Source organism: Methylovulum psychrotolerans, from assembly GCF_002923755.1.
Taxonomy (GTDB): Bacteria; Pseudomonadota; Gammaproteobacteria; order Methylococcales; family Methylomonadaceae; genus Methylovulum; species Methylovulum psychrotolerans.
Genome location: NZ_PGFZ01000001.1, coordinates 608,028 through 630,971 on the forward strand (window position 1 = coordinate 608,028; position 22,944 = coordinate 630,971).

At 49.6% G+C, this 22,944-nt stretch carries 20 protein-coding genes; 16 read left to right on the forward strand and 4 right to left on the reverse strand.

Annotated features, from left to right (window positions below; all coding sequences use genetic code 11):
- Positions 1-175: 175 nt before the first annotated feature.
- Positions 176-583, reverse strand: coding sequence for a helix-turn-helix domain-containing protein (locus AADEFJLK_RS02820; RefSeq protein WP_088618795.1), 408 nt, complete (start codon positions 581-583; stop codon positions 176-178).
- 2,234 nt (positions 584-2,817) lie between these two features.
- On the opposite strand from AADEFJLK_RS02820, the gene AADEFJLK_RS02825 reads away from it, so the two are divergent.
- The 9 genes from AADEFJLK_RS02825 to AADEFJLK_RS02865 all read left to right on the forward strand — a co-directional run bounded on the left by AADEFJLK_RS02825 (position 2,818) and on the right by AADEFJLK_RS02865 (position 9,361).
- The gene (locus tag AADEFJLK_RS02825; RefSeq protein ID WP_088618796.1) at positions 2,818-3,495 is read left to right on the forward strand and encodes a V4R domain-containing protein; all 678 of its coding nucleotides are present in this window, start codon (positions 2,818-2,820) and stop codon (positions 3,493-3,495) included.
- A gap of 13 nt (positions 3,496-3,508) precedes the next feature.
- Entirely contained in the window at positions 3,509-4,213 is a 705-nt protein-coding gene (locus AADEFJLK_RS02830; protein WP_103973228.1) for a hypothetical protein, read from the forward strand.
- Between the two features lie 33 nt (positions 4,214-4,246).
- Entirely contained in the window at positions 4,247-4,843 is a 597-nt protein-coding gene (locus tag AADEFJLK_RS02835) for a globin family protein (protein WP_170065015.1), read from the forward strand.
- Between the two features lie 10 nt (positions 4,844-4,853).
- Positions 4,854-5,531 (forward strand): hypothetical protein, encoded by a 678-nt coding sequence (locus AADEFJLK_RS02840; protein WP_103973230.1) that lies wholly within the window; start codon positions 4,854-4,856, stop codon positions 5,529-5,531.
- Positions 5,500-7,227, forward strand: a complete 1,728-nt coding sequence (locus tag AADEFJLK_RS02845; protein WP_170065016.1) for a serine/threonine protein kinase — start codon at positions 5,500-5,502, stop codon at positions 7,225-7,227. The genes AADEFJLK_RS02840 and AADEFJLK_RS02845 overlap by 32 nt, the downstream gene beginning before the upstream one ends.
- A gap of 95 nt (positions 7,228-7,322) precedes the next feature.
- On the forward strand, positions 7,323-7,868 hold the full coding sequence (locus AADEFJLK_RS02850) for a hypothetical protein (RefSeq protein ID WP_146054495.1): 546 nt from the start codon (positions 7,323-7,325) through the stop codon (positions 7,866-7,868).
- 4 nt (positions 7,869-7,872) lie between these two features.
- Positions 7,873-8,379 (forward strand): protein-tyrosine phosphatase family protein, encoded by a 507-nt coding sequence (locus AADEFJLK_RS02855; RefSeq protein ID WP_146054496.1) that lies wholly within the window; start codon positions 7,873-7,875, stop codon positions 8,377-8,379.
- An 8-nt stretch (positions 8,380-8,387) separates the two neighbouring features.
- Positions 8,388-9,074 (forward strand): hypothetical protein, encoded by a 687-nt coding sequence (locus AADEFJLK_RS02860; protein WP_146054497.1) that lies wholly within the window; start codon positions 8,388-8,390, stop codon positions 9,072-9,074.
- 47 nt (positions 9,075-9,121) lie between these two features.
- The gene (locus AADEFJLK_RS02865) at positions 9,122-9,361 is read left to right on the forward strand and encodes a CDGSH iron-sulfur domain-containing protein (protein WP_103973235.1); all 240 of its coding nucleotides are present in this window, start codon (positions 9,122-9,124) and stop codon (positions 9,359-9,361) included.
- A 91-nt stretch (positions 9,362-9,452) separates the two neighbouring features.
- On the opposite strand, the gene AADEFJLK_RS02870 is transcribed toward AADEFJLK_RS02865, so the two are convergent.
- Positions 9,453-9,881, reverse strand: coding sequence for a helix-turn-helix domain-containing protein (locus AADEFJLK_RS02870; RefSeq protein ID WP_103973236.1), 429 nt, complete (start codon positions 9,879-9,881; stop codon positions 9,453-9,455).
- Positions 9,882-10,527: 646 nt separating this feature from the next.
- Here AADEFJLK_RS02870 and AADEFJLK_RS02875 point away from each other — a divergent pair.
- Together AADEFJLK_RS02875 and AADEFJLK_RS02880 are read left to right on the forward strand one after the other, a co-directional pair.
- Positions 10,528-10,812 (forward strand): DNA-binding protein, encoded by a 285-nt coding sequence (locus AADEFJLK_RS02875; RefSeq protein WP_088618806.1) that lies wholly within the window; start codon positions 10,528-10,530, stop codon positions 10,810-10,812.
- Positions 10,813-11,131: 319 nt separating this feature from the next.
- Positions 11,132-12,712, forward strand: coding sequence for a GTP-binding protein (locus tag AADEFJLK_RS02880; RefSeq protein WP_103973237.1), 1,581 nt, complete (start codon positions 11,132-11,134; stop codon positions 12,710-12,712).
- A 313-nt stretch (positions 12,713-13,025) separates the two neighbouring features.
- On the opposite strand, the gene AADEFJLK_RS02885 is transcribed toward AADEFJLK_RS02880, so the two are convergent.
- Positions 13,026-15,347: an NADP-dependent malic enzyme gene (locus tag AADEFJLK_RS02885; RefSeq protein WP_103973238.1), complete on the reverse strand. Its 2,322-nt coding sequence runs from the start codon at positions 15,345-15,347 to the stop codon at positions 13,026-13,028.
- Positions 15,348-15,446: 99 nt separating this feature from the next.
- Positions 15,447-16,067, reverse strand: coding sequence for a hypothetical protein (locus tag AADEFJLK_RS02890; RefSeq protein WP_103973239.1), 621 nt, complete (start codon positions 16,065-16,067; stop codon positions 15,447-15,449).
- 225 nt (positions 16,068-16,292) lie between these two features.
- On the opposite strand from AADEFJLK_RS02890, the gene AADEFJLK_RS02895 reads away from it, so the two are divergent.
- The 5 genes from AADEFJLK_RS02895 (at position 16,293) to AADEFJLK_RS02915 (ending at position 22,942) form a co-directional block, all read left to right on the forward strand.
- The gene (locus AADEFJLK_RS02895; protein WP_103973240.1) at positions 16,293-19,706 is read left to right on the forward strand and encodes a mechanosensitive ion channel domain-containing protein; all 3,414 of its coding nucleotides are present in this window, start codon (positions 16,293-16,295) and stop codon (positions 19,704-19,706) included.
- A gap of 202 nt (positions 19,707-19,908) precedes the next feature.
- Positions 19,909-21,093 (forward strand): alanine transaminase, encoded by a 1,185-nt coding sequence (gene alaC / locus AADEFJLK_RS02900; protein WP_103973241.1) that lies wholly within the window; start codon positions 19,909-19,911, stop codon positions 21,091-21,093.
- A 413-nt stretch (positions 21,094-21,506) separates the two neighbouring features.
- Positions 21,507-21,779: a hypothetical protein gene (locus AADEFJLK_RS02905; RefSeq protein WP_103973242.1), complete on the forward strand. Its 273-nt coding sequence runs from the start codon at positions 21,507-21,509 to the stop codon at positions 21,777-21,779.
- Between the two features lie 19 nt (positions 21,780-21,798).
- Positions 21,799-21,996, forward strand: a complete 198-nt coding sequence (gene hemP, locus AADEFJLK_RS02910; RefSeq protein ID WP_088619402.1) for a hemin uptake protein HemP — start codon at positions 21,799-21,801, stop codon at positions 21,994-21,996.
- 79 nt (positions 21,997-22,075) lie between these two features.
- Entirely contained in the window at positions 22,076-22,942 is an 867-nt protein-coding gene (locus AADEFJLK_RS02915) for an energy transducer TonB (protein WP_103973243.1), read from the forward strand.
- Positions 22,943-22,944 lie beyond the last annotated feature (2 nt).

Sequence of the window (22,944 nt, forward strand, 5' to 3'; positions counted from 1 at the left end):
AACGGCACTTGCGTCCGGGCTACCGTGTAACCGTGTAACCGTGTAATAGGTACGCGCGGTTAGACCCATCACGCAAAAACTAAAGGCCTATTGCGCCCGCAACTGCTTATACGGCGGAGCACAAGGCCTTTAGCCGTTTATTGTGTAAAACCGACAGATAACTGACTTATGTCCCTTATAACTTCGCCGTTTTCTCATTTAACAATTCCTGCAATTGGTTGACCCTTCTGACCAATTCATTAATGCGCAATTTTTCTTCGGCGGCGGCCAAAAGCGCTATTTGCTGATGCTCGTTCAGGGCATCAAACACTTCGACAATTTTCACGGCCTTATACGGGTCGGCGGCATTCGGACGCGGCTCATCTTCGGTTTTTACCGCAGTCAAAACAAATTTAACATCAAAACCATGCCGAGCCAATTGCGCCAAGTGATGCGCAGGCATCTTTACGCCATTTTCCCAAGAAATGACCGACCGTGATGTGACGCTACATAATAAGGCGACATCATACTGGGACAGCCCCAATCTTAACCTTTCTGTACGAAAGCGGGCGGCCACTTCTTTTATGATGCTTTCTTTCTGCATTTATCTTTATTAACATATGAAATATATTTCTTTAAATTCCCGAAGAATTCTTCACTTTAGCACCGCTTAATAAAAAACTACCCCTATCGAATTGTCTTAGGCATAAAACCAATAAAAACGCTGGGCAGTGTATTAACCAGATAACAATACTTCTCAACCTATCCGAGCATAGCCTCCCCATAACATTTCTCCAGCTTATCCTCAGCCGTTTCGACGTTAACTCCAGATAGTACCTTCCGACCTCAGGTAATGTTTTCTTCGTATTTTTTGTTGACATGTGAAGTATTCTTCTTTAAAGTTCAATGCAAATATCCATTGGCCTAGAACGCATGAAATTAAAAACTCCAGACAAAGCGAAAGAGATGTTTATAAAAGGGTATCAGCTTTACTGAATAAGCCCGTGTACATGGCATACCCTGCCATGTTGTCAGCGACTTATTGCATGGTAAATAGTGGTGCGAAAGCCTTTTAATATCAATTTTGCAGAACCCATGCCCTATAGGCTCACCGAAAGAATATAGGAAGCACCGTTCATTCCGGCATACCTTCAGGGACATAAAGGGATTTGTTCTCACGAGCGCCGGAGCCGTAGACCGCGTAAGCGAATCTGCATAGTGGCCATAGATGGCTAACCCGTACGGGAGCCTATCTTTTGGCATTGGGTGTGCCCTTTATATATGGTTTAACGAATGTTAAAAAACACATAAAGGCCTACTTTTAGTTCATTGGTGTAGGCGAGACCAATCATACAAGACCGCCGTATTATTAGGATCAAAAATGGCAATTAGCCAGAGGGGATTTTGCCCTCCTGCCAAAGCGGCGTTGCGTAAACGCTTACCATTATTATCTTATAACTACCTTGCAATCATACCGGGCGAACGCTTTTTATCCATATTGTCATATACCAGTTACAGCAAAAATCAAGCCCAATAACAGAAATGAATATGGCGACCATAAGCTTCTGGGTTATTTTTACCCACAAGAAACAGCATACCGGTGAACGACCAAACGGCGCAGAGCTCCATAAAACCGCCCACTATAGTTTCATCAAAATTAACGAAGAAACAGATCAATATTTGCCTTGGTTTCTTTAGGCTCCCTATATGGCCTAAGCCTATCTGAAAACGGGCAACCCAAAGACCGTTACCGCCTTTAGAAAGAAAGCCCTGAAGCGTTTAGGCGCGATAAGCAAATAATACAATACCATAAAAATCATATACTTGCACGTTATTTATAAAAAACAAGTTAAGTACAAATAAATCAAAAAATAATTATCAACAGAATAGCGTTAGATGGTAAAAAACTTACCCATCTACATGAAAAAAATGGCTCAATATGGGGTTGTTGGCTGTTTGACAATAACCGTCTTTACCGCATTTTCTGACATTAGGGACAAACTCAAGAAAGCTCAGATATAGCGGTACAACGTTTGTGATATGCCCCGATAAGAGGGGCTCCAGCTAGGAACGCAACAGCAACCAGAAGCCTTCCATGGTGTTCGGATGGGCTTCGCAAAACCTGTCGCCGCATTTTGAGAGGGGCAGTCCTATAAATTTTAGTGGCTTTTAAAAATGGACTTATGATTATTTTCTCATACTCTATGTACTGAAGGGATCAGGACGGCGAATAATTTGACGATCCGACGGGCTACTTATTTGTCGAAAAGATGATGGCAACAACAGTGACCTGTCAATTGCAGGGCTGCAACCGTCTCGATGACATCACCGCGATGTCCGCGTATTTAACAAATGAGGCTGCCTGCCAAAAAAAGGAAAAGTTGATGCCGTCAAATTAGCGGCTTAAATAAGGGTGGGCATGAACGGTTATAAAAAAATTGCAGCAAATTTAAAAATGGACTTATCGTCATTTTCGTCATATTATACATGAGCTGATGTTACGCAGTAGCGTGCTTTATCCCCGTTTGCCGCGCCGAGCATAGCAGGTTTTGTCGGGATCAGCCCAAAGGGCATAAATACCCAACCCGTCCCTCCGGTATGGAGGATGAATTTATGTGAAACTCAAAACCCAGATAGAACCTTGATGTTAAAGCAGCCTGTCTGGCAATGTGATTTTTTATGTGCAGAGAAAATTTACACAATTTAACTATTGGCAGAGTTTTCGCTCTCTCTGTCGATACCTAACTTTACTATAGAAAAAGTCAAAAATACTGGTCTATAAAAAAGCTCAACGACCCTTGCTTTCGGCAGGGTATTACATTGTAAACGGAGGAGTTTATGGCGATTGACGTAACCGATGGCGGTTTTCAGGGGTATCACAATTATTATTATCCTGACGAATTTTTTAAAGCAGATCCAGAAAAAGGGGCCATTTATCTGAATGATGGTGAGCGGGCGGCGAAAGTCAGCGAATCGTTCATTAACGGCCTGCATTTAGGGATTGAAGAAGAAATCGGCGATTCTGCCGGACTCTTGATGTATAAAACCGGCCACCAATGGGCGTTGTTGGACATGAAACGCTTTAACAACCGGATGCGCCATGAATATGGCGGCGGTAAGTTGGATATTTGGCAAATGAACAAGCAGTTTGTTATGGAAACATGGTGGTGGCCGTTGACCATCCAAGGCTTTGGCGGTTGGCGTTTGACTATGGGCGACAAGGATAACGAGGCTTTACAAAGTAAAGGCCTGACCGTCATTGAGTTACGCAACTCGGCGGTGGCCCAGTCGATGGCTTTAGCGGGCAAGCCGGTTTGCCACATGTACGCTGGCCTTTTTGCCGGGGTGTTTTCCTTTTATGACCGCGAAGAACGCGGCTGTATCGAAATCCAATGCTACGCCATGGGCAATGATGTCTGTAAGTTTTTGGTCGGTTCGCAAAAACTGATGAACGCGGCGGAGTTTTGGTCTAAAGAAGGCGCTACGGCGACGGAAATACTCGAAAAACTCGGCTAATAAGGCAACTATTATGGTAGACACCTACACGCCTAGGCAACTGGACTATTTCAAAAGTACGCTGGTTATTTTAAATGCAGCCTTGACGGACACGCCTTTAGCTGCCGACCCGTTGCCATTGGCGGCGGCAGAGGCATTGGCTCCCCCGCCTGCCCCAACAATACCAGAGCCGGCAGCAGCACTAACGTTGGCCGAAGCAGCCCCGGTAATGGCTTTAGCCAGTAGCGCTGTTGATAGTGAACCGTTGCCCGAAGCCATTACGACGGTGGTAGGCACACCGACGTGTGCGGTCTTTTTCCAAGCCTTACCTTGGCAAGCCGATCCGATGGCGCCGATGATGGCGGCCAGTGCGGAGCCTAGCGTTGCCGCCGTGCTGACATTACCTGTAGAGCCGCTGCCCGAACCGATTAAACCCGTAGAAGGTAAGCCTAGCCAGGCATTTTTTCGGGCGTTACCTTGGCAAGGCACAACAGTATCTGTCAGCTTTACTGATGCCGCCTTACCACCTGCGCAAATGCCCAAAGGCAGCAAGGCGTTTTTCCGAACCCTACCTTGGCAAGGCCATAGTGCAGCTCCCGGCATAAACAGCGGCGACTTTGCCGGCATTGCCGCTATCGCTACACAAACCGCCCTGCAAGCGGCACAGCGGAGCGTCGGCAAGCAAGGTATACCAGCGGCAAGTTTTTTTAAAGCCTTGCCTTGGTCGAGCCGCGTTTAACATCATTTAATTTCTTTTGGTATGCGCACATTTATGACTACACTTAATACCCAAACCCCTGCCAAGTTACGCGACAACCCTGAAATCGCCAAACTTTTTTTAGCTGCCGAAAGCCGCCATTTCACCGATGCCGAATTCCAGCAGTATCTGGCTTTAGTGCCTGATTATGCTGACCGGGTCGCTGCCGCACAAGAAGTCATTGCGGCGGAATTGGCCACCGTCACTACCACGATCAAACAAGTTTTTTTCTTATACCCGTTTGCCAAATACCACGAATTCCCGAAAGACAAATGTGTCCGTGATGTCAGCTATGTCAGCGTCTATGCGACCCATAGCATGTTAATGGCCGAGCCGGATTGGTTCCGTGACAAGCTGTTAATTTGGTTAAAAACCATTTTGCAAGCGTTCTCCTATCCTGCGCGAGAAGAACGCCCCGGCGTGACTCCGGCTCAAGAACTGCCCTACCCTGAAATTACCCGCCACGCCGATACCTTACCGAAAAGGCAGCGGGCCATTTACGAAACTTACGCGCGGTTGCTGATGAACTATAAGCAAGTGCTGTCGCCACAAGCCTTTGCCTTGTTGCAACCGCACTTACAGTTAGCCGTTGATATCCTTGCTTCAGAATGAGTATGACACCATGACGACTACCTTTGATGAAACCGGCGCGTCTGCCCAGCAGCTCAGCGCCCAAATTTTACAAAAGATTTTTAGCGAGGCAGCCCAAACCTTCGATATGAATGCCGGCACCGTGTTCGGCAATACCGATGTCCGGGTCATTTACTTGTCATCTGATATTATCCATGCCATTTACGATGTCCTGAAATATGAGTCGGGTGATGCTTGGTCACTCATCTTAAAAAATTGCGGCGTTATTTGGGGCAAACGGGTCAGCCTGTCTTTAGAAAAAGAGCTGCAAGCCGCGACGCTGCAAAAAACCGCCGCACTCAGTGTCGACAGTTATATTGCCCTATTGGAAGCCTATTTCGCCAATCATGGTTGGGGGAAAATGCGCTTTTACTTAGATAGCGCCGAAAGCCACGGCATCGTCCGCGCCAATTTAAGCAACAGCCTATTTGCCAATACCTTAAAACACCTGGACACACCTGTCGACTTTATGATCGCCGGTATGTTGCAAAGTATTTTTTCCGGTATCAGCGAACAAGAACTGGATTGCCTCCAAGTGTCTTATCAGTATTCGGGAGCCAATGCGAGTGAGTTCCTGATCAGCGGTGCAGAACGCATCGCCGCGTTAGGGCGATTAAAGATACATGAGCTGGATCCCAATGAAGTCTTGGCACGATTACAAACCACCTGACGGTGACTTGTTTCCTGAGCGCTATAACGTCGAGGAAATGCTGAATGAGAGCGCCGCCAGTATGGTCTTACTGGGGTATGACACCCAGTCGGCCATTCAGGTGGTGATCAAATGCTTTAAGCCTTCTGCCAAAGGGGCTTATTTGCGCGAGATCAATGCCGCGTTTGATCTCAGCCACCCTAATGTGCAGCGTTGTTTGGATACCTTCCACCGCGCCGATGGTATGGCCTGTATTGTCTATGACTATCTGGAGGGCGGCAGTCTGGCGCAATTATTAGCGGAGCAAGGCAAGCTGGATCTTAAAACGACCATCCTTTGCTTGCAGGCCATCTTGACGGCTTTGGCGTATTTGCATCGGCTTAACCGCATCCATTGCGACATTAAGCCAGAAAATATCATGTTACGCCCACAAGCCCAGGGCCCGGCCGATTTTGTCCTGATTGATTTGGGGGCGGTGTGCATGTTACGCGAAGCCCAAGAGGGGCAGCATGTCCAAGGCACTCCGGCCTATATTGCCCCCGAACGGATTAAAAACCGCTTCTTTTTCAACAGCGACTTATACAGCCTAGGGGTTATCGCTTTTGAAATGGCTTGTGGGCGGCGGCCTTTTGTCGGTACCGTTAAAGAAATAACCCAAGCCAACTTAGCGTCCGTCCCGTCTTTGAGCGGTATCCAACCGACAGGGTTACGCGATTTTATTGACCATTTATTGGTGAAAGACCCTCAACAACGGCTACAGAGTGCCGAGGCGGCGTTAGCTTTATTAAACAAGATATTAATTTGCCCAAGCCAGTGGCAGACTGCCGTCTTAACCCCCGTTAGCATCCATGCTAGGTGGCGGTTGCAGCTAGAGGAAGAACCTGTGGCAATAGATTGCTTCCATATCAATGGCTACCCTTTAATCGGCTTAATGTATGAGGGTTATGAAACCCTTATTGACCCTCAGCAACCGCAGCAGCCGCTATGGAGATTTTTGACCCCTTATCCGCTGCAAATTTTGGGCGTTGACAGGCTAGCCTATGCTACGCCTTCACGGGTGCAGATTGTTGAGTTGACTAAGGAAGGAGGCAGTGCGGAATGGCTGCTCAAAGAATGCCTGAACGACCTCAAAACGTGGCATGTCGGCTACAGTAAGCTCGTGTGGAGCAATACTTTTTTTTATTATTACGACAAACTTAGGCAAGAGCCTGCCGCCATTCGGTTTGGGGTAAGCAATTATTTGCTCAAGCCCCAAGTGCATATCCTCAGTGACGGCTGCATCGTCACCAGTGAGGGCCTCGCCAATAACAAAGTGGTGTTCCGTGATCCGAATACAAAAATGTTAAGCGAATGGCAACTAGAGGGTATGGTCATTAGCTTAAGTTACGACAACCATAACATTTTAGTGGTCACACTGAACCTGAATGACAGCAATGTCTATAGCTTATGGTGCTTAGCAATACACCACCCCCCCCGTAAGCTGGTCTTAACAGGTACTATCAGCCATATTTTTGCTATTAATGGCGTCGCTTTCTGGGTAAGTGACCGCACTGGGCTGTATTGTTGCGACACAACGTTACGTCCGCAGTCGATAAGCACTTTGCCCAGCCAAGCGCTTAAAATTGCCGCCACTTATGATCACCGCTTCATCGTTGCCCTATGTAAAGATGATCACGGACTATTTATGACTTTATTGAAAAACCGAGCCGTTTTATGAATTTTCTTAGCGATTACTTTAACCCTCCCCGTCCCTTAACAGCCCCACGCCCGATACATTGTGTATTTTATTCACATATTTGGACAATATATACCTTGGCGGAATTAGCGCTGGTAAACCCGAAAACCGATATAATTCTGGAACTGGCGACGGCCTCCCATTTTGCCGCCGCCCTGAATCCCTTCAACAGTCACCATGAATCCCTGCCCAGCCTGTTGCAAACCACTAAGTATCTGCACCAGCTAGGCAGCCGCTTTAAGGATATTGCCGCACCGATGGTGCTCGCCCCTGCCCAAGCCGTCGCTACGCCAACCCTGCTGGCGGCATTAGCACTGGTGCGCAGCAATCCCAGTCCGGTAAATAAGGCAGTGGTTATGGTACATATTAATGATGCCGCCACCTTTGCCGCCGCCTACAGTGAAATGAGCCGATTTTCTATCCTCTGGGATATTGCCGACCAGCCGAATGCCAGTTTGCCGGCTTTAGCACATATTTTGGTGGCGGAAGACTGTATGGATGCGCAACGCTGGGGCGGCATTCATTTATGCCAACACCCGCACAGACGTTTACCCGACCATCCGCAACGCGAAACCGCCTTAAAGGAATTATTGGCGGAATTTCCCCTGCTCAGTATTGCCTAAGCAAATGCAAGCTTATCCACTGCTAATTTCTGGCTTACCCAACAGTGACACCCTACAGGTTTGGCAAAAAAATGGTATCCGCTGTTTGTTAAATGTTTCGGGAATAGATATATTTGAACTTTACCCCGATTATAATCTGGCGGCTTTCACGGTTGCCCAGTTTACTTTTGCCGACATTTTCACCCTAGCGCAGCCTGTAGAAGCAGCGGCTTTAGCCGATAGTGACCTTGGGGGCCGTTATGTGCAACTAACCGACAGCCGCCAACGCCAGGCGCTGTTAGCGGCAGCGCAGTACTTACAGGCACAATTACAAAACCGCATACCCACCAGCGTATTTTGCCATCGCGGCCAAGGACGCTCGCCCTTGGTTGCCGCCGCCGCTTACCAGCACTTCTACCAAGAAACTGGCCAACAAGCTATTGCCCGGATACTTGCCCAACATCGCCCGGCGGTTTTTACCCACCTGAGTTTGTCGGCACTACACTGGTGCGCCTCCCAACTACCGACTTGACCGACCTCATGCGCTTCCGACCGCTCATACAACAGACGTTAAAAATACTGGCTCCCCTACCCTGTCAGGCAGTGGCTTTACCCGAAACGTTTAGCCATATTGCCAGACCCGAATTGGATGGTACATTGGTTATGGAAACACAGTTTTTTCGTGTTGCCGAACACGGGCAACTGCGCCTTGTCCATATCTACGCACCAAAAATCAACATTTTGACACTGTTTTTTTTCCCGGATGCCCACTGGCAACTGCCCATTTATTGTGTGGAACTGGTCGTTTTGGGTATGCAGCCCATCGTCGCCCTATTGGATTGCGTATGCCTGATGCCGATGGCCTGTTCGCAACACGTTGCCAATTTTATGGCAGCGGCACACCATAGCCGCCCCGACCTGAACCAAGCCATTGACCCCCCCGACTGGTTTGGGGAATGCCGTTCAGGAGCGGATTTTTTTTTACGCCCTGATAACGAAGCACAAATGGCGGCAATAGGCCAAATACATCTGGACTTACTGGCCGGCCCTATGCAAGCTTTACTGGCAAACGCCCAGACGCTCTGCCCATCGGAAACGGTACGGCACCGACAGCTTTTACAAGCCTATAAACATCACCACCATCTAAATGCCCCAGGCTTGAGGCTGATGAACCGGAGTTTTGGCGAACAATGGACAGCCGATTATATGGCGGCACTGTTTCAATAGACAAAATGCCTAACCCACCGCTATTTCTAGTTAGTGATGAGATTTTTATGACGACCAAAAAAACGTCCCACCCCGTCGATGTCGAAGCCGGGCGCAGTTATTCATGGTGCGGTTGCGGCTTAAGCCCTACCCTGCCATTATGCGATAAAACCCACCTTTGCACTGCCCAGCCCCCAGTCAGGCCGCCGTTAACTTTTCTTGCCGAACAATCTGTGACGGTATTCTTATGCACCTGTACACGCACAGAAAACGCGCCCTATTGTGACGGCTTCAATTGTAATCCTTAACCCCCCCCCCGTTTACTTTTTCTATCCGGCAGACTGTTGATCAACCGCTTCTCATTGTGGCAAGTTGGCAGGTGATTAATAACGGTGCCGCTTATGGCTTCGGCACTTTCTCACTTAACAATTCCTGCAACTGGTTTACCCTTTTGGTTAATTCGTTAATGCGCAATTTTTCTTCGGCGGCGGCCAAAAGCTCCATTTGCTGATTCTCGTTCAGGGCATCAAACAGTTCGACAATTTTCGCGGTCTTATACGGGGGAAAAGCTACGTTTGCATTCGGGTGCGTTCCATCTTCGGTTTTTATGGCGGTCAAAACAAATTTAACATCAAAACCATGCCGCGCCAATTCCGCCAAGTGATGCGCAGGCATCTTTACGCCGTTTTCCCAAGAAATGACCGACCGTGATGTGACGCTACATAATAAGGCGACATCATACTGGGACAGCCCCAATCTTAACCTTTCTGTACGAAAGCGGGCGGCCACTTCTTTTATGATGCTCTCTTCATTTATCTTTATTAACATATGAAATATTTCTTTAAACTTCCACAAAATTCTCCACTTTACCACCGCTTAACAAGGAAACTAAACACACACTAACGCCTTAGGAAGGAAATTAATAACAATATGTAACGGCTCAACCCTTACCGCAACAACCAATAACTCATAAAAATGACTTAAATATTAAAAAATAGTATTTTTCTGGATTTTTTAGGCTAGTTAGTTTTTTAATGGTTTTGTGCCGCCAATAAAGCAATCTATAGGTGTTTTTATATTAGTTAAAATGCGCTATATATGGATTTTAAAGATATAAATAGTCTCATAAAATTTTAAATTATTTTATATCTATACAAAGGTAAGTTTTTATTAAAACATTAACTATTCTATTTGCCATGATTAATAAAATGCCTAGACACTTGTACTTCCAAAGAAGAGAGCGGCAAGTATTTACAAAAATACTCCATCAAAGCATTAACTAAACAACTGCACCTTTCAACCTATCCGAGTATGACTCTCCGTAACCTTTCCCCAGCCCCCTCACCCCCCGACCAACTTCAGGTAATAACAAGCCCCCCTGTAGTGATGTTTTCTTCTTTTTTTTGTTGACACATGAAGTATTCTTCTTTAAAGTTCAATATAAATATCTACCTGCCTGATCAGACAAACACGCATGAAGCTGAAGACTCCCGACGAAGTAAAAGAGATGTTTTATAAAAAGGGTATCAGCCTTACTGAATGGGCCCGTACACATGACATACCCCGCCATGTTGTCAGTGATTTGTTGCGTGGTAAGTGCATTGGTAGGCGGGGCCAATCACACAAGGCCGCAGTATTATTGGGGATAAAAGATGGTAATGAAGCAGATGGCTTGAATAGTTGGCAAAAGCTTAATAACGGAACGGATACGCACACCATCAGTGGGCGTGGTAACAGTCTGGATAAAATCAAATTCTAGCCTTACGCAAAATCTTGACTTTTTGGCAATTTCTCGCATCTTAGTTTGTAGCTATGGGGCGGCTTAGGTCAAAGCCCAGCAAAAAGCGGCGGCGGCTATAGATGAGATTTAACAACAAGAAGCCATTTAATCGCAAGCGACCCTACAAAACAGCTCGCCATATCCCATTAAAACGGACGAAAAACCAGAATAACCGACACTTGTCTGAGTTTTTGGCCTACGCTCATCCGAAACGGACAATTCAAGGGCTGTTGCCGCCTCCTAAATGAGGCTTGGGCAGGCCGCATAAACAAACCCTCTTCATTTTTGGAGCCAACCCATGCCGCTTTTACGTTTAGCCATCCTCGCACCGTCCGCCACCGAACAAGAACTGGCCCTTATCCGCCAAGCCGCCTCTTTGGCTATCCGTTGTTTAAACAGCGACTGGTCCCTGACCGACAATGCCCAGGCCAACTTGCTTTTGGTGTGGATCAATTCAGAAAAGGATGTGCAGGCGTTCAAAATTTTACAGGAAAAATATACCGACAAACGCCTGATCGTCTGGGCCAGCAACGAATTGCCGGTACAGACGAGTTGGCATCTGCCTTACCCCAAACGCAATACCGTACCGACGGTGTTGGGCATCGCCAACCTGTTCAGCCGTGTGCAGGCCCATTTTCTGCCCGCCGAAAACATCCCCAAGCCCGATGCCTTCGACCCCGAACAAAGCCTGATCGGCATTGTCCGCGAAGCCTTGGCGGACGGCAAAGCCCGTATCTGTACTTATGATGCTTGTCCGCCGCTATATTTGTTGCCTAACGAACAGGCTTTTTATCTCGACGGCGGCCTTGAACAACTGATCCCTATGGTTTTGGCAGACCGCCAGGCTATCCGGGCCACCGAAGCGAGCGACCATGACGTGTTAAAAACGGTCAGCTATGTGCAGTTTTCTTCACGTCTGTCGCAATACATGTTTCTGGAAGAAGACAGCGTGTTTCAGGACATTAAAGTGAAAAAATACAAACGCTACGCCATCAACGAGTTGCTTTGGTTTTCCGCGCTCCTGGCTTCGCGCGGACGCTTGCCGCACGGTATCGGCGCCGACGAAACCGTGCTGCTGAAGCATCTGCCCGAATACCTGCGCCTGGAGTATTACGGCAAAGACTATAAGCCGTTGGCGGACCGCCTGGTCGGCAACGCCGTCAACCTGACCGAAATGCCTGACGGCACCCCCTGCTCCTGGTTTGAGGCCTGCGCTTTCTACAATGCTTGCGCGGCCCTGAGTTTGCTTGAATCCGGCGAGACGGCGTTACGCAGCGTCTTGGTCAAACACCATGCGCGTGAGCAATTGGCGCAAATTTTTGCGCCGGTGGCGCAACAAAATAAAGGCCGCATTAAAATCGTCATCGGCGGCAGCGTCGGTTCGGGCAAAACCGCCGCCATCGGCACGCTCAGCGATTTTTCGCCCATCAGCACAGAAACCCGGCCCAGCGACACCGTAACCCGGAAAAAGTCGACCACCACCGTCGCCATGGATTACGGCGAAATGCGCTTCCATGACAACCTGAAAATCTTTCTTTATGGCACGCCCGGCCAAAAACGCTTTGATTTTATGAGCCAGTTATTATTTGATAACGCCTGGGGCGCCGTGCTGCTGATTGATAACCGCGAAGACGACCCGTTTGCCGAATTGGCCTATTATTTGGATATGGTCAAAGATTTCCGCCATAAAATTCATTTGGCGATAGGCATAACCCATTATGACCTCTGTGCAACCCCCTCCATTAAAGACTATGCCGACTATCTGGGCCAAAATGACCTGTCTTATCCGGTGATGTCGGCGGATGCCCGCGACATCAGCAGCTTAACCCATATATTAGGCAGTTTAACGCATCAGCCCGCCTTGGCACTGGCTAGCTAAACGAAATAGTTTGATACTACCTTAAATCAACGGGTTACTCATGATGCAACTAATATGCGGGCATTTGCTTTGCCGGATAGGGCTTAAGCGGGTTATTACAGGATATTTGCTCTGTGTTTGATGGTGCGCCATGTTAATATCAAATTTTTAACACATCCCATAAGCCGTTACAATCCTTGGCATTACGCTTTCAAGGATTTAGTTGGGGGCTAGATAATTACTAGATAACAATAACAACATGGTCACATAATTTAGCAAAATTTTTATTGTCAAACCAACCTAGCCCGCCCAACGGTTAAAAATCCCTGCTTGCTTAAACGCCACCTGCCGCCCAAACACTATCCACCACACACAACGCCGTCATATTGACAATCCGCCGCACGGTCGCTGAAGCGGTCAGGATATGCACAGGCTTAGCGCAACCTAACAGCACCGGCCCAATGGCAATGCCGTTGCCCGCCGTCGCTTTCAGCAAATTATAAGAAATATTCGCGGCATCAATGTTTGGCGAGACTAGCAAATTGGCGCTGCTAGTTAAGGTGGTATCAGGTAGGGTGTGTTTCAGCATGGCATAATCAATAGCGTTGTCGGCGTGCATTTCTCCATCCACTTCCAAATCGGCATCTTTAGTGCGGATAATCGCCAAGGCCTTGCGCATTTTTTGCGCGGACAGGCTGTTGCTGGAGCCGAAGTTAGAGTGTGACAGCAACGCCACTCTAGGGATTAGGCCCAAATGGCGCATTTGATCCGCCGCCAGCAAAGTAATTTCGGCAAGCTGTTCGGCGCAGGGGTCTTCGTTGATATGGGTATCGACCAAAGCGATTTGCCGATCCGCCAGCACCAAGTAGTTCATCGCTGCGTACAAGGTGCAATCCGGGCGTTTGCCCAGCACTTGGTCGATGTAATGTAAATGCAGCCTAGGCGTGCCGAACGTGCCGCAAATCAGGCCGTCGGCATCGCCTTTATGGACGAGCATCGCCGCGATTAAGGTATGGCGGCGGCGCATTTCCAGCTTGGCATATTGTTCGGTAACGCCTTTGCGCAAAGTCATGCTCAAATAGCTTTGCCAATAATCGTGGTAACGCTCGTCCTGATCGGGATTAACGATAGAAAAATCTACCCCTGCTTTCATGCGCAGGCCTAATTTGTCGATATGTTGCTGGATGATGGCAGGGCGGCCTATCAAGGTCGGCACGGCAATTTTTTCATCCAAAACAATTTGTACCGCGCGTAACACCCGTTCGTCTTCGCCTTCGGCAAAGGCGATGCGTTTGATGGCAGGGTCGGCATTTCTCGCCTTATGGAACGCGGGCTGCATAAACGAGCCGCTATGGTAAGCGAATTGGCGCAACCGTTCGGTATAGGCCTCCAGATCGGCTATCGGCTGGGTGGCGACCCCCGACTCGGCGGCGGCTTTGGCGACTGCCGGGGCGATGTGGCTCATCAGGCGCGGGTCAAAAGGCAATGGGATCAGGTAATTCACCCCGAAAGACAAGTCTTGGCTACCATAAGCATTGGCGACCACATCCGAGGGTTCCGCTTGCGCCAATTGGGCGATGGCGTGAACCGTGGCGATTTCCATTTCACGGGTGATGGTGGTCGCGCCGCAATCTAAAGCCCCACGGAAGATATAAGGAAAGCACAGCACGTTATTGACTTGGTTAGGGTAATCCGAACGGCCTGTGGCAATGATCGCATCGTCACGCACGGCGCGGATTTCTTCGGGCAGGATTTCCGGGGTCGGGTTGGCTAGCGCCATAATGAGCGGGTTGGCCGCCATGCGTTTGACCATGTCCGGCTTTAACACCCCGCCCGCCGACAAGCCCAGAAACACATCTGCATTAGGGATAACTTCCGCCAAGGTACGCGCGGGGGTGTCTTGCATAAAACGGGCTTTGTCGGCATCCATCAACTCCGTACGGCCTGTATAAACCACTCCCGCCAAATCAGTGACGAAGATATTCGCCAGCGGAAACCCCATATCGACCAACAAATCCAAACAGGCCAACGCCGCCGCCCCTGCACCGGACACCACCAGCTTACACTGGCGGAAGTCTTTGCCCACCACTTTCAGGCCGTTGAAGATCGCCGCGCTGACGATAATCGCCGTGCCGTGCTGGTCATCATGAAACACCGGGATTTTCATGCGCCCGCGCAATTGCCGCTCGATATAGAAACATTCCGGGGCTTTAATATCTTCCAGATTGATACCGCCAAAAGTCGGCTCTAAGGCGGCGATAATGTCGCAGAGCTTGTCCGGGTCAGACTCGTTAATTTCAATGTCAAACACATCAATCCCGGCAAACTTTTTAAACAGCACCGCTTTGCCTTCCATCACCGGTTTCGCGGCCAGCGGGCCGATATTGCCCAACCCCAGCACCGCCGTGCCGTTGGTGATGACCGCCACCAAATTGCCCCGCGACGTGAAACGGGCGACATTGTGCGGGTCTTCAACAATTTTTTCGCAAGTGGCGGCCACGCCGGGCGAATAGGCCAAGGACAAATCGCGCTGGCAGGTCAGTTGTTTGGTCGGGGTGACGCTGATTTTGCCAGGCGTTGGAAATTCGTGGTAATCCAAAGCGGCTTGGTTTAGTTGTTGGCGGCACTGTTCTGCTTTCGGGAGAGAATCATTCATATTGGGTAGAAATCCTATTACGGTAAGACGTTGGGCGTAGCCGTCCTGAGCCTGTCGGGTAGGCTATGACGGCAGGATAAAATAAGTGCGGCTCGCCGTTTATGGTTTGACCACGCTGGTTTCAGGGGCAACGGGTTCGCTCAAAGCCGCTTGGCAGCCTTGGCGATAAAATTGCAATGACGGGGTAAACGGGGTAATGTCGATAGTCAAAGTAGTCTCTTGGGTAAACTTGGCGATAGCGGGGGCTACGGCACGTTGGAAGTTCACGCTTAAGTCTTTGGCCAGAGCCTCTTGGGCTTCGTCTTGGCCTAAAGCAAACGGGTTATCATCCAGGTTGGTGGCATTAACGGCCTGTTGTAAGACATCCGCCGAAAAGGCTTGGATGCGGTCAGAAAATTCGGCAAATACCTTATCGCCGCGCTCACGCTTGATACGCTCTATATCTTCAGGATAGGCGTAAATCAGAAAACTGCCTTGCGCCCCTTGCGCCGTGTTCTTACAAGCCAAACCATCCATAATCCTGACCAGATGTAGCTTTTTGCCGCCTTTATCCAAGGTCATGGCGGGGTTTTGGCCGGAAGCCGACGTTTTGTCCGGTTGGGCGGCGGGCGGCGGAACCACGGCGGCAGGAGCTGGGGTGTCACGTTTGACTTCCTGGGTGGAGCAAGCGGCCAACGCTATCAAGACACCAACCGTTAAAAAATTTAAGCTTGCTTTCATAAGAATGTCCTGCTGACTTACTATAAGGTGGGATATAGGCTTATTATAATCGGTAAGAAAGCATAACGGTTAAGAAAGCCGCTAAGATGTGCCATTTTTTGTTATTATCGCCCTTTCGTCTCCGGCACATTTGAACCATCAGCACCAATTGACTCTAACCGTATACCCTTTCCTCCCCCCTCTTTTGACCCTAGACCTACCCTAACCTTGCTTTTGCCTTGCCTAATGAAACAGACAGATAAACGTAGACCTTATTTTTACGCCCAATGGCCCTTGCTGACCGTGTTATTAATACTGGGCATAGGAGCCGTCCAAGCGGCTAACACCCAAACCGGACAAAAACCCCCCATATCGGCCAGCACCGCCCTACAGGCGAAAATTGATGCCGTTACCGCCCGCCAAGATTTTGACGAAACCACCAAAACCAGCGTCTTAAAATTTTATCATTCCGCGCAAGATAATCTGGCAAATATCGAACTGTTTAACTCAAAAACCGAAAGCTTTAAGCAAGCCACCAAGCAAGCACCCGAAGCGATCAAAAAACTCCAAAAAGACCTCGAACAAATCCAACAAAAACAAGCCAAACAAAAGCCGGAAAGTTTTACCGACATCGCCACCGACGAACTGGAGCAACGCCTGATTATCGAGAAAGAAAAGCTCAGCAACTTGGATGAGCAACTCAAAAATCTCGATACCGAACTGACCCTGCAAAACAGCAGACCGCCCTTAATCCGCCAAGAAACGCTCACCGCCCAGCAGGACTTAGATAACAGCCAGAAAAAATCGGCAAGCCCCGCCACGTCCACCACCTTAAAAATAGAGTCAGAAGCCGAGCAACTTTATCTAAAAACCCTCATTGATGCCCGCACCGCCGAGCTGAAAATGCTCGATATTGAAGCCATCAGCAACCCCGTCCGCGTTGACCTGTTAAAAGCCCAGTACCAACTGTTAGACTCACAAAGAAGCATGGAAGCGCCGATCTTGACCGCCATCGACAGCATTTTGGCAGAACGCCGCCTACAGGCCGCTAAAGAAGCCCAAGATGCGCTCAGCCAAGCAGAAAAGGACTTGGCAGGCAAACATCTGGTCATTCAGATGCTGACCCGCGAGAACATCCAATTCAGCAAGGATTTACAGGCGACCACCAGCAAAACCGACGCGTATAACGAGCAAGAAGCCAAGCTCGACAGCCAAGTCACCGAAATTGACAATGACTTTAAAAGTGCCGAAAAAAAAATCAGTCTGGCGGGCTTAAGCCCTGCCCTAGGCAAAATTCTCCGCGAGCAGCGGCGTAACCTGTTGATCGACATCCAACAAGGCCTACAATCGGAATCCGTCCAAAACGAGACTGCGTTAACCAGTCTGGAATTGTTTAAGGTGGAAGACAAGCTCCAAAAACTCGCCGATGTCGACCATGAGCTGCAACAGATCATGTCCGCGCAGGTTGACCCGCACATGCCCAATGAGCAACGGATGATGATCCAAGCAGAATTGCGGGTCTTGCTGAACAACCAGAAAGAACTGCTCAATAAAGTCATGGTCGCCGATGACACTTATCTGCGCTCTTTAGGCGATTTTGATTTTGCCAGACAACAAATGGTCGCCCAAGCCACAAAATATGCCGCTTTTTTAGACGAACGCCTGCTCTGGGTCCCCAGCTCCGAACCCATTAACGCCGATTTTTTGCCCGGCCTTTACCACGCCGGGCAATGGCTGTTATCGCCGATGAATTGGGCGGAGGTCATTAAAGACACCCTAAAATCCCTGTATTACCACGCGTTTGCCGCCGTCTTGGCAATTGCCAGCTTATTGGTCTTGGTGTTTTCCCAACATTGGAACAAAACCCATTTACTGGCCATTGCCGAACAGGTCGGTAAATTTTATAGCGACCATTTTCTGTACACGGTTAAGGCCTTACTGCATTTGCTCCTGCTTATCTTACCGTTGCCGCTACTGCTGTTTTACTGGGGTTGGTTTTTAAGCCATACCTGGAATATCAATGAATTCAGTAAAGTGGTGGGCACAGGCTTCCAAGTCTCCGCCGTGCCGATGTTCTTCTTGCAATTTTTTTACCGCCTGTTTGCCCCGCAAGGGATTGCCCGCAAACATTTCCAATGGCAAGCCGAAACCGCCAGCCTGTTCCGGCGACAAATCGCTTGGCTACGCTTCATTGCCGTGCCTAGCGTATTTCTGATTAACAGCACGGGCGCATCCGGTGTCGCCTTATACAGCGATAACATCGGACGCTTGGCTTTAGTGCTCAGCATGGTCGCGATGGCGGCGTTTTTCCGTAACATCCTGCATCCGACCCGCGGTCTCTTACAATATGTCATTGCTGCTGCCCCACAAGGCTGGCTCCACCAATCGCGGTATTTTTGGTATCCGGGGGCGATATCCTTACCTCTCATCATTATCGGCTTTGCCGTGGCCGGCTATTATTTAAGCGCCTTAGAGTTACAGCAACAACTGATCATCACCTTACGGCTAGTGTTTGTCCTGGTGGTGATACACTCGCTGGTGTTCCGCTGGCTGACCTTGGTCAATCGGCAGTTAGCGATCGCCAACGACCAGCAACGCCGCAAATTGGCGGCACAGCCAGAAAAGCCCCATATTGTCGGCGCTGAAGATGTGGTTGTACCGATTGAAGAGCCGTTGATTGACATACCTAAAATTAATGCGCAAACCATCAAACTGCTGAATGTCTTTATCTGTGTGGCCTTGCTGATCGGCATTTGGCTGATTTGGAAAAATATCTTGCCCGCCTTCTCGTTCCTAGACCATATCCAACTCTGGGAATATCAGGTGACTGAAGGCAAGCAGGACACCATGAAACCCGTCACCCTAACTAACCTGCTATTAGCTGGGGTCTATGTGTTTATCACCGTGGTCTCGGTAGTCAATTTTTCTGGGCTGATGGAAATAGTCTGGTTCCGCCGCCTATCGGTAGAGCCGGGCAGCCGTTATGCCATTAACAAACTTGCCAAATACCTGTTAATCTCCATCGGCTTCCTCTGTGTCGCCAATGAATTGGGCGGCAGTTGGACGCAAGTGCAATGGTTGGTGGCGGCGCTCAGTGTCGGCTTGGGCTTTGGTTTGCAGGAAATTTTTGCCAACTTAGTGTCCGGGATTATCCTCTTGTTTGAGCGGCCTATCCGCGTCGGCGATACCGTCACCATTGGCGACGTAACCGGCAGAGTCAGCCGCATCCAAATGCGGGCCACTACCATTATGGACTGGGACCAAAAAGAATTAGTGGTGCCGAACAAAACCTTCATCACCAACCAATTGGTTAACTGGACGCTCAGCGACTCCATCACCCGCGTGGTGATCCCCATCGGCATCGCCTACGGCACAGACTTGGAAAAAGCCCATCAGCTCATGCTCGAAACCGTGCAAAACACACCAATGGTACTGACTGACCCGGAGCCAGTGGTCGTATTAACCGGATTTGGCGACAGCTCACTGATGTTTTCTATCCGCGTGTTCGTCAGTGAAATGGCGCACCGCCTGCAAGTCGTCCATAACCTGCACCTGCGCTTAGACCGCGCCCTACGCGAACATAACATCGAGATACCTTTTCCGCAGCGGGAAGTGCATGTGCGCGAAACCGTGACGACCCAGGAGACACCGCCAAAATAGTCGTGGCAACCTTTAAACACCCATTTTTTAGTACGCTATCAAGCAGATAAACCAACAAGTTAGCGATACCGTCCTGATCCGGCACGCGGGATTTTCGCACCCGCGCGTATTTAATCTGTCTATTATTTGACAGATGTTTGCCGTAACAGTACCTTAGATAGCTTTTTAACATTACCCCACCCTGGTTGCCCAAGAGTTGTACATGGAACAATTTCAAAGAATAAGTCGCTTACCCCCTTATGTATTTAATATTGTCAACGAGCTGAAAGCCAAGGCGCGAGCGGCGGGCGAGGACATTATTGATTTTGGTATGGGTAACCCCGACCAACCGACCCCCAAACATATCGTTGATAAAATGATAGAGGCAGCGCAGCGTGACGACACCCACCGCTACTCAATGTCTAAAGGCATCCCGCGCCTGCGCAAAGCCATCTGTAACTGGTACAAAACCCGTTTCGATGTCGACCTGAACCCCGAAACCGAAGCCATCGTCACCATCGGCTCAAAAGAAGGTCTGGCACATTTGGCCTTAGCGACCTTAGGCCCTGGCGATGTCGTGCTGGTGCCTAACCCCGCCTACCCGATCCACCCCTACGGCGTGGTGATTGCGGGCGCAGACTTGCGCCATGTCCCGCTCATCCCTGGCGTGGATTTTTTTGAAGAACTGCACAAGGCGATTGTCGATTGCTGGCCTAAGCCGAAAATGCTGATCATCAACTTCCCCGGCAACCCGACCGCCCAATGTGTCGAACTGGACTTTTTTGAGAAAATCATCGCCCTGGCCAAAGAGCATCATATCTGGGTCGTGCATGACATAGCCTATGTCGATATTGTTTTTGACGGCTACAAAGCCCCGTCCATTTTGCAAATTGAAGGCGCGAAAGACATTGCCGTGGAATTTTTCTCCATGTCAAAAAGCTACAACATGCCGGGCTGGCGGGTCGGCTTTATGTGCGGCAATAAAGAATTGGTGTCGGCGTTGGCGCGGATTAAATCCTATCTGGACTACGGCACCTTCACCCCGATCCAAGTCGCCGCTATCGCCGCCCTGGAAGGCCCACAAGATTGTGTGGCGGAAATCGCCGAAATGTACCGTAAACGCCGTGATGTCCTCTGCGAAGGCTTAGCGTCGGCAGGCTGGCCGGTCGAAAAACCCAAGGCCACCATGTTTGTTTGGGCAAAAATCCCCGAAGCCTACCAAGCCATGGGGTCATTGGAGTTTTCTAAAAAACTGCTCCTGGAAGCCAAGGTCGCGGTCGCGCCAGGCATCGGTTTCGGCCAATACGGCGACGACCATGTCCGCTTCGGCCTGATCGAAAACGAACACCGCACCCGCCAAGCCATCCGCGGTATCCGCATGATGATGAAGAAAGATAAGGTTATTTAACGCCACCACAGGACAACCTTTCCCGGCTACACTCAGGTAGCTGGGAAATTGCCTGACAGAAGCGGACTTATTCACCAGAAAATAGCCGCACTATCGGGTCTTCATTTCGCGTATTTGGGCTGAAGCTGCGAAAACAGACAAGAACGCCTAGCATTAGTGGCAATAGAAAGTCAAATGCGATTGCCCTGCATTAATACGTCCTCTATTGCACGCTTTCCCACAAATTCTTACGGCCACCCGCATTGATCCAACTTTTTTAGCAAGGCTGATTATAGTGCTTGAATTATTAAACGATAATCATTATCATTAATATCAAGCGATGAATGACCTCTCGCTACTTCTCGTTTAACGCACAGGCGCATTGGTTGTGCGTTAAACATTTTTTGGGCATCCAACCCGAATAGGCGAGCCTTATGCAACAACAATATACCCCTGAAAAAACCGAATTGATCCGGCTCCATGCGGCAACCTGTTTCTCAATGACGCAATTTATCAATGGTCACCATTGCCCGAAACTGGCACATCTCATCGTGCGGCAATTAAGCCTGTTGGTTGCGCATCCTGATTTAGAAGAAGTGTCCGCTAGCCGTGACATGTATTTGCAACTTTTGGAACACTGGCAAAAAGTAACGTCCCATTTGTTGGAACAGCAAGCTATCCGTAGTCAGACGGCGAAATTTCACTAACATTTTTGCATCCGAATTTATGAAAAACAATACGAATACCATTACCCTGAGGAGCCATCCCAGTGTCGTGATCTTGGAACAGGAAAATTCCCCAAGCCGACGGCGGGTCAGCAGCGGCGAATTGTTCGGCAAACAGCAAGAGCTGGTGATCGAACACAATGACGAAGAATACCGTTTGCGCATCACCAGCAACGACAAATTGATTTTAACCAAATAACAACACCCCGCAAGCCACCCAGCCCCATCGGGCCAGGCAGCCAGCCCAACAAACTACCATGTAACCATGAGAGGCGGCCATGCCTAGACCTGCTTTAAAAATAGTGCCGTTTCCGGTGCGTACCGACCCGATAATTACGGCGCAAAATAATCCCGACCGCCGTGTGCTGGCCGTAGTCAAAACACGTCCGCCAGTCTCCACGCCACCTGATACCCGCCCTCACTTCATGCGTCATGGCGGCTATGCCTTGGCGGTAGTGGCGACCATCGCCCTGCATGGCTTATGGCTTAGTACGGCGACCGACAGCGTGCCGCACCCGCAAGCAACAGCACCGACGATACTGAAGGTATCTTGGTTGCCTGCGCCTGTGGTGCAAGCGGCGGCAACACTGCAACCAAAAGTCAATGTTCCGCCCAAGCCCCCGGCCAAATCCCAAGCCTTGCCGAAAGCGCGTAACAAAACGCCTGATAAGCTGTTAGCCAAACCAAGCAAAAATGTGTTTGCCAGCAACCAAGGCAAGCGTAGCGTGGCGACAAACACTGTGGCGACAAACACTACCGTCGTAACGCCGCCTAACTTTGTGCCTAGCCACGTCGCCGCTATCGCCAATCCCACGCCTCCCGCCAGTGCCGCGCCTGAGCCTAAAGCCATTGCCGAACCCATAACCTTGCCACATCTAAATGCCGATTATCTGCACAATCCTGCCCCGGATTATCCGACGGCTTCGCGGGAATTGGGCGAACAAGGACGGGTGTTGGTACGCGCCAAAATCAGTGCCGACGGCAAGGTCGAGCAAATCCTGCTCCGCAAAAGCAGTGGTTACGCCCGGTTGGATGAGGCGGCGTTGGCAGGTGTCAAACAATGGCGGTTCGTACCCGCACAGCAAGGTGCAGAGCAGGTTGCCGCTTGGGTGGTCGTGCCAGTCGCTTTTTCATTGGAGGGTTAACA